The sequence below is a fragment of the Xenorhabdus hominickii genome (assembly GCF_002632725.1).
Taxonomy (GTDB): domain Bacteria; phylum Pseudomonadota; class Gammaproteobacteria; order Enterobacterales; family Enterobacteriaceae; genus Xenorhabdus; species Xenorhabdus hominickii.
Genome location: NZ_NJAI01000007.1, coordinates 399616 through 407094 on the forward strand (window position 1 = coordinate 399616; position 7479 = coordinate 407094).

General features: G+C 43.9%; 13 protein-coding genes. 9 read left to right on the forward strand and 4 right to left on the reverse strand.

Features of this window, described 5'->3' with window-relative positions:
* Positions 1–500: 500 nt before the first annotated feature.
* Complete coding sequence (locus Xhom_RS31150; RefSeq protein WP_157104606.1) at positions 501–662, reverse strand: hypothetical protein; 162 nt, start codon at positions 660–662, stop codon at positions 501–503.
* A gap of 157 nt (positions 663–819) precedes the next feature.
* Between Xhom_RS31150 and Xhom_RS20790 the strand changes: the two genes are divergently transcribed.
* The gene (locus Xhom_RS20790) at positions 820–1011 is read left to right on the forward strand and encodes a hypothetical protein (protein ID WP_069315942.1); all 192 of its coding nucleotides are present in this window, start codon (positions 820–822) and stop codon (positions 1009–1011) included.
* Here Xhom_RS20790 and Xhom_RS31155 read toward each other — a convergent pair.
* From Xhom_RS31155 to Xhom_RS20800, 3 genes are all read right to left on the reverse strand, one after another.
* Entirely contained in the window at positions 1001–1177 is a 177-nt protein-coding gene (locus Xhom_RS31155) for a hypothetical protein (protein WP_157104605.1), read from the reverse strand. The genes Xhom_RS20790 and Xhom_RS31155 overlap by 11 nt on opposite strands.
* A gap of 16 nt (positions 1178–1193) precedes the next feature.
* Positions 1194–1439 carry a hypothetical protein gene (locus Xhom_RS20795; protein ID WP_069315941.1) on the reverse strand — a complete coding sequence of 82 codons (246 nt, stop codon included), beginning with the start codon at positions 1437–1439 and terminating at the stop codon, positions 1194–1196.
* A 668-nt stretch (positions 1440–2107) separates the two neighbouring features.
* Positions 2108–2818, reverse strand: a complete 711-nt coding sequence (locus Xhom_RS20800) for an XRE family transcriptional regulator (RefSeq protein WP_069315940.1) — start codon at positions 2816–2818, stop codon at positions 2108–2110.
* A 110-nt stretch (positions 2819–2928) separates the two neighbouring features.
* Between Xhom_RS20800 and Xhom_RS20805 the strand changes: the two genes are divergently transcribed.
* From Xhom_RS20805 to Xhom_RS37655, 8 genes are all read left to right on the forward strand, one after another.
* Positions 2929–3153 (forward strand): transcriptional regulator, encoded by a 225-nt coding sequence (locus Xhom_RS20805; protein WP_069315939.1) that lies wholly within the window; start codon positions 2929–2931, stop codon positions 3151–3153.
* Between the two features lie 227 nt (positions 3154–3380).
* Positions 3381–3749 carry a hypothetical protein gene (locus Xhom_RS20810; RefSeq protein ID WP_069315938.1) on the forward strand — a complete coding sequence of 123 codons (369 nt, stop codon included), beginning with the start codon at positions 3381–3383 and terminating at the stop codon, positions 3747–3749.
* A 148-nt stretch (positions 3750–3897) separates the two neighbouring features.
* Entirely contained in the window at positions 3898–4827 is a 930-nt protein-coding gene (locus tag Xhom_RS20815; RefSeq protein ID WP_069318428.1) for a replication protein, read from the forward strand.
* The gene (locus Xhom_RS20820; RefSeq protein ID WP_069315937.1) at positions 4824–5567 is read left to right on the forward strand and encodes a replication protein P; all 744 of its coding nucleotides are present in this window, start codon (positions 4824–4826) and stop codon (positions 5565–5567) included. The genes Xhom_RS20815 and Xhom_RS20820 overlap by 4 nt, the downstream gene beginning before the upstream one ends.
* The gene (gene rdgC / locus Xhom_RS20825) at positions 5564–6472 is read left to right on the forward strand and encodes a recombination-associated protein RdgC (protein WP_069315936.1); all 909 of its coding nucleotides are present in this window, start codon (positions 5564–5566) and stop codon (positions 6470–6472) included. The genes Xhom_RS20820 and rdgC overlap by 4 nt, the downstream gene beginning before the upstream one ends.
* 20 nt (positions 6473–6492) lie before the next feature.
* Positions 6493–6726, forward strand: coding sequence for a hypothetical protein (locus Xhom_RS20830; RefSeq protein ID WP_069315935.1), 234 nt, complete (start codon positions 6493–6495; stop codon positions 6724–6726).
* Between the two features lie 133 nt (positions 6727–6859).
* Positions 6860–7216: a phage protein NinX family protein gene (locus Xhom_RS20835; protein WP_069315934.1), complete on the forward strand. Its 357-nt coding sequence runs from the start codon at positions 6860–6862 to the stop codon at positions 7214–7216.
* Positions 7217–7281: 65 nt separating this feature from the next.
* Positions 7282–7425 carry a hypothetical protein gene (locus Xhom_RS37655; protein WP_420855272.1) on the forward strand — a complete coding sequence of 48 codons (144 nt, stop codon included), beginning with the start codon at positions 7282–7284 and terminating at the stop codon, positions 7423–7425.
* The last annotated feature ends 54 nt before the right edge of the window (positions 7426–7479 follow it).

A 7479-nucleotide genomic window follows, 5' to 3' on the forward strand; every position in this document is an offset into this window, starting at 1 on the left:
ACCTATCACTACATTTAATCCACTGTATATTTTTTATGGTCTCCTCATAATGATTTAGAATCAATTCTTCCATTTCTTTATCAGATTCATCACTCATTACACTCTCCTGTTATATTCAGGTAATAAAAAGCCCCGCATTGGCGAGGCTGGTGTTTGGTGGTTTAATTGTTTAAATAGTTATAACGAAAAAACCATTAAAACTACTAAAACTAACATATAAGTCGCTATCATGGCTGGCAATAATACTATCGGCCATAAGAAGAATGTCGCACATATTGAATATACAATTTTTTTTACCCTGCTAATTGTTTTTCTGCGCAGCATAAATATAAAAAACGCTCCTATTGGAAAGGTAATATACCAATACCTCCAACCAAGCACGGCGTAAAAAAAGAGAAAGCCCAGTAGTGATAACATATTCCCTCATGAATCCCATTGTCTAATCCCTGAATATATCAGAGTCACTCACCACAGCCCACTCGGAAATGAGCTGGAGTTAGTCAACTGAGAGCCGCCCAATGACGATAGTTACGACGTGCATTCCAACACAGTTTTACCAAACTACGACGAATTTCAGAACGCGGCGCTTCTGATATAGCCCACTGACGATAGCGTTCAAAATCAGTTTTACATTCAGTTGCAAATTTCATTGGTGTAGTCATATTTATTTCCTTTCAGAATTAATATTGTTTATTTGGAATGAGCTGGAGTTAGTTGCCTGATTTGATAACCCACTCAGGCGGCGTGGGCTTCCTCACTTTCCACAGTCAAGGAAAACTGATAACTTGGTTATTCCATAGTCAATAAAAGGAAAGTAAAATGTCTGAAAAATTGGAAAATCCAGTATTAAATCCAATCGATGCTGCTTATCAGGTTGTAATGGAATTAGTGAAAGCTGGGACGTTTTCGCATCCATCTTCTTCTGCTTCATACAGAGCAGAAAGCATAGTTACAGTATTTGATGCACTAAAAGAACGCTTTGAGAAACTTAAAAGTGAAATTAACTCTTAGTAAGCTTTGAAAACCCTTTAACTAAACTTTCAGCCAGATTTTCCAGTCTGGCTGTTTGTAGTTCCTTCTCCCTGTCATCAACTAATCCCGCTTCACGGATAACAATCGCTTGATAGGCTTCAATGACTGCCATTCTTGCTGCGTCTGGTAATTCTTCAAATTTCATGTCTATCTCCTGTTGTTTAAACTCTCGCCGTCACGCCGCCTGACTCCAGTCTGCGGCGGGTTTTGGTTGGAACTGGTTTTTTAGATGGAGCGCCGTTAACTACTGGAATGAAGCTGGTTAATGCGTTAACAGTGTCGCGCTCTTGTTGGGTCAGATGCTGTTTTGGTTGATGGTTGTTCCAGAAGTTGTCGCGTTCTTTCTTCCGTTCTTGAGCGAAAAAACCATCAAGCATATTTTCCAGCCAGTAATCTTTATCGTTCATGGAATTTCTCCGTTAATTAACTCACCATAGGCCATTCATCGAATGACCTACAGTCAATCAACCACACTCTCGCAGTGGTCGCGCTCATGCCCTTGAGTAGTGCTCACTCTCCTGAGTGCTAATAACCGGTGCATGATTGGCCGTCATGCTGCTTACCGGAGCTATTCAGTTTATTAACCCTGACCAGTTAGCTAGATACTGGCTCCATTTGGACTCGGGGCTGCGTCACTACCGCAGCATTAACGCAATGCGTTTGCGGTCTATCCGCGTTGCTAAACCATAATTAATTTTCCTTTTGGTTAATCACGATCAGTTTCATGACGAGTGCGCCTTTACGGGCTGGTTGTCTCGCCCGATTGCCTGAATGATTACTCGATAACCTGAGTAACTACCCGGCGCCATTTCAATTTGCTAGGGCTCGTCAGTTGCCTGTCGTGTGGGGTTCATATTGTTAAAGAGCGAAATTTCCTTTTACTTTTGGCTCCCTGCCGTTGATGGATTCAATATAACCAAGGTTATGGGTTGATGCAATAACTTTATTCATAATAAATATGAAATAAGTTATATAACTTTGAATGTAAAAGGAATATTTTTAGAAAAATAGTTATGGGTATGAGAAAGGAGGTAATTAAAAAGCCGCATTTAGCGGCTATTGTGACTTAGATTGGCTAATCTAGAATGGATGCTACCCAGAAAACTTTTCCTAAGACCTCTATGCTATTAATCAGAGCTTCTTCATCAGGGTATTCGTCTCTGTTAAAGCTTCTGATAGTGATTTTATCATGTGACGATCTTATTAAGATTTTAATTCTTTTCCATCCATCTTGATTAATTGCGTAGACTTTTCCATCTACAATTTTTTTATCGTTACAATTAATAGCAACGGTGGCTCCATTAGGTATCAGTGGTTCCATGCTATCCCCTCTCGCCGGAAAACACAGCACTCCGGTGCCATCAGTGTTGGCTCCTACTCTCCTAAAAGTGGCTTTGGAAAATCTCAACTTAAAGCCGTTGTAGTCCACGTCAATGCACTTACCACTACCACAAGCAAACTCTATATCTTTCAAAAATGGAACCTCTACTTCATCATCTTCTAAAGGTGTTTTGCTATCCCACGGCCTGATTTCTCCCCATTCCTCTGTAGGTGGAACGTTGGAATCACGAATTCCATCTTTGATATTACCAGTTCCATTGACTAACCATGCTGGATTTACACCCAACGCAAGAGCTATTTCAAGCGATTTTCTAGATGACTTGGCTTTGCCAGATACAAGTTTCGCTATAGCTGGCTGAGAGATTCCGGCTTTTTGCGCTAATTGTTCTTGCGACATTTTCGCCGCACCCAGTGCCATTCTTAGGCGTTCAGATAACGTTTTCATGTGAGGAATATATAACCCCAGTTATATAAAATCAAAGAACCAAAGTTATTGCACTTATCCATAACATTGGTTATATTTCTGGTTTAACCATTACCACAAGAGACATAACCATGAATCTAGTTATTCAACGTGCCGTCAATATCGTTGGTAGCCAAGAAAAGCTGGCTGCTCTCTGTGGTGTTAGTCAGCCAGCAGTGCATAAGTGGCTGAGAGGAGGGCGAGTATCTCCGCAACGAGTGTTCGCCATCGTTAACGCCACGGATGGATTAGTCAGGGCTTATGAGATCCGCCCTGATTTACCACATCTATTCCCTCGCGAGGGACAAGCAGTATAGCTGTATCGCTCTTTAACAATTTGCCCTCACGACAGGCTATTGGTGAACCCTAGCAAACCGAAATAGCGCCGAGAGTGATCTCAGGCAATCGGGGAATGCAGGAGCATATCAACCCCGTAAAGGCCGACATCATAATGCCATGATCGTGTTTATTAACCATCTATTCAGGATAGACGATATCTATCGTTTATTTATTAAACAAAACTTAACTATAGGAAATGTAGCAGATGGAAGTCGCAAAAACTCGCAATACTCGCGTTACATGTAAGGCCCAAAGTTTGGAGGGTTATTTCCTCAAATCGGTTCTGGAATTTGGAAATAATGATCTGGCACGGAAAATGGGAATTCATCCATCGGCATTGAGTCGGGACAAAAACCGAATAGCGAAATTAGCCAGTTTGATGATTGTAAATCTAGGTCTGCCTAAATGGGCATTTGAGTTATCTGATGCTGACAGCAGACCCGTAGTAGTCATCGAGGGTGAGCACGCGGAAATGTTAATTCAGGCTCTGGAACGGAAAGGCAAGGTAAAAAGAAAAACCCCAGTTGCGCTAACAACTGAGGTCTCTGAAATGCAACTTGAGATGTCGATTTAACGACGGAGAGGAAGTATGCAAGTCCCTCTCAACAACACATTTAACAGAGGTAATTATACATGAAAAATCAATTTAGTGATAGGGAGGTCGTATGAATACAGCGGAGGTTTATGATTTCAATACGGCTAAAAAAATCAGGAGCAACAGGATGGAGAACCAGAAGTCTGGTTTTATCCCGTTGTACCGGAGCATTAGAAATAAACCGTGGGCTAAAGACGTATTTCTCAGAACGCTGTGGGATAATTTGCTTATGGGCGCAGCCAGACGGCCGAATACTACAGTCAATTTCAAAGGCAAGGCGTGGCTTTTACAACCCGGTCAATTGGCTGTAACGGCGGCTGATCTGGGGCTATCTCTGTGTGACCGCAACGGGAAGCCAACCAGTCGTGATGCAGTAGAACGGATGCTGGCATTTTTTGTTAAGGAAGGGATGATTTCAATTGAAGGAGAGAAGCGAAAAGGACGTGTGATAACCATCACAAATTATAATGATTACGCTCAAAAAATAGACGATTTACCCGCACATAAAGCCGCACATAAAGCCGCACATGACGAGACCAGTAATGACGCGGCCTCAGACACTATACCCGCACATGAAGGCGCACATAACCCCGCACATCATGAACAAGAATATATATCTAATAATAAATTATTAGATGATCGTCCGAGAAAATCTAAATCGTCTGGCAAGGAAAATCCTGATGCTGCTGTCAGTTCACCTAAAGGCGATAAGTGGGGGGATGCTGACGACCTAACGGCTGCTGAGTGGATATTCCAGAAAGTGCAGGTAGCCAAGCCCAATGCTAAACAGCCTAACTGGGCATCATGGGCCAATGACATTCGACTGATGAGGCAGTCCGATAACCGAACCCATGCCGATATCTGTCGCCTGTTCAAATGGGCCAATCAGGATGCGTTCTGGTACTGCAACATCCTGTCCCCTGCCAGGCTACGGGAAAAATGGGACACACTCGAATCACAGAGTATGCAGCCCAACCGGAAACAGATCACCAACTCTACCTCAGAATCATCCAGCAACTGGAATAACCGTGAGGAATGGGAGGAGGAATTTATATGACCCTTGCCAAAGTTATTCAGAATCGGGATGGGGCAGCATTGGCAAAGATGGCTGGTTCGGTAAAGTCACCGGACAAAGTTGTCAACGATGAAGCCGAACGACTGGTCGATATTCTGTTCAAAAACCTCAAATCAGTCTTTCCCGCCGCTATATCAACGATATTCAAAGATCCCAGTGATGAAGTGGCTGCAAAGCGTCAGTGGATTGCTGCATTCGCTGAAAATGGTATTCGTACCAAAGAGCAATTATCGGCAGGCATGAGATATGCTCGCGCCAGTGAAAACCCGTTCTGGCCTTCCCCTGGCCAATTTGTCCAGTGGTGCAAACAGGGAGAAACTATCGCTATTGGATTGCCAACCGAAGAAGATCTTTACGGCATGTTTCGTGATTACTGCGCTCGTCGTGGCTGGGGAGATTACCCGTGGCAATCAAACGCCTGTTACTGGATGGTGACAAAAATTTACTCGGATATGATCCGCCAGAACTTAACAGACTCTGAGGTGAGAAAACTCTGTGTCCGCGAATTGAGGGCGATGACGAAACGTATTCAGGCAGGTGAGAAAATACCCGTACCCGTTATTCAGATTGCGAAAAAATACACTCCGTCAGATGAGGATTCTGTTATAAGCAGCTTGTGGCTGATAAAAAGAAATTTAGGCTGCAATCTATCCCTTCAAGAGTACAGCCACCAATTTTACAACGAAAGACTAAAAGCTATTCGCAAAAGGAAACCAATATGAACTTTTTCAAAAATGCGATCGTGTATCGTATGACTCGTGACATTCAAATTTCAGTGGAATCACTGGAAAATCAACTCGCAGCATTGGCATTCACCCCCTGCGCCAGCCAGGACATGATGAGAGTGGGCTGGGTTTCTCCAATGAGTTCTCACGGAGAAGCGCTTACTCATGCAGCAGGTAATCAGATCCTGATTTGTATGCAGCGCGAAGAGAAAATATTGCCTTCATCTGTCATCAAAAAAGAGCTGTGGGCCAAGATTGAAAAACTGGAAGGTGAGCAGCATCGGAAGCTGAAAAAGACCGAGAAAGATTCCCTGAAAGATGAGGTCATCCACACCCTGTTACCACGGGCATTCAGCAAAGAATCACAGACCTACCTCTGGATTGATAATGACAATCAGCGAATTTTTGTTGATGCCAACAGTGCAAAACGTGCCGAGGATACATTGGCGCTCCTGCGGAAAACGTTAGGCTCACTGCCTGTCACACCGATGTTGTTCGCTAGTCCCATCGAATTAACACTGACTGATTGGGTGAGTAAAAACGAGTTACCCACAGAATTTATGTTGCAGGACGAAGCTGAGCTGAAAGCGATTTTGGAAGAAGGTGGCGTGATCCGCTGTAAGCACCAAGACTTAATCACCGACGAAATTGCCACGCACATTGAATCTGGCAAGTATGTCACCAAACTGGCGCTGGAATGGGAAGAGCGTATTCAGTTTACATTGTCTGATGATTTTACCATCAAGAAAATCAAGTTCAGCGAAGCATTGCGCGAAAAGAATGACGATATCGATCGTGAAGATTTTGCTCAGCGATTCGATGCAGACTTTGTGCTGTTCTCCGGTGAGCTGTCGCGGATGTTTGACAGTCTGATTAACGCGCTCGGTGGCGAAATTAAATAACTACAAGAAGGATCACTGATATGGCAATTATTTTTCACAAAGATAACGACTGGTTCCAGACCCCCAATGTAGAGCAGCAACATCGTCTGATGGCGAGCAAAAACAGGCAGTTTTGTTTTGTCGATGAGCACCGTCTAAGCCGCAAAATCAGTCGGTGTTATCCCAGAGGGCGCGCGTATAGCAAACTGGAGCGTTTGGAGTACAAGGCGAGTAAGCGCGACTATTCAACCGAGAAATTACGGGCATTCGTTTAACCCCACCAGAAGGACTTTTGAGATGACAGATGAAAAAGTTGTCTGCTACAAGTGCCTGAATGTTTATAACAAATATCTCAAGGCTTGCCCTCGGTGCGGTAAGTCGGTGTATTTCAGTTGAGGATTGGGTGAAATGAAAATCAAAACAAGCGAGCTGACAGGCCGGGCGTTGGATTGGGCTGTATGTCTGGCGATTGGGGGTACTGCCAATGCAGATAACACAGTAATTATACCACCTAATGGTGTGTATTGCCTGCTAAGTAACGGCGCTGGAGATTTCACTCCCACAACCAATTGGTCGCAGAGTGGGGAGTTGATTGAGAGATACAAAGTTAAATTTGAACACAGTGTGCATATCTGGTTTGCAAGCTGTAAAAGGGGAATGCTGGCTCTAGGCAGAACGCCACAAATCGCCATCTGCCGTGCTGTAGTTACTGCACAGTTAGGTGACGAGGTTGATATTCCTGATGAGCTGGTGGAGGGGGTATGACAGACAAACTCAAGCCGTGTCCGTTTTGTGGTGGCTCTAATCTACAGTTCACTCATGATGTCGTGATGCCAGATGAATTGCATCACGGGTGGATTGATTGCCATTGCGGAGCGTCTGGGTCACATTCACCCTTTTGGTATGATAATGCCAATGAAGCAGAAGCGGCAGCAATTCAGGCATGGAACCAGAGGGCAAATGACGATGAGTGAATATCACATCGGCTATCCTGTGGAAGCAAGCGTATATTACGTCGATTTCAACAC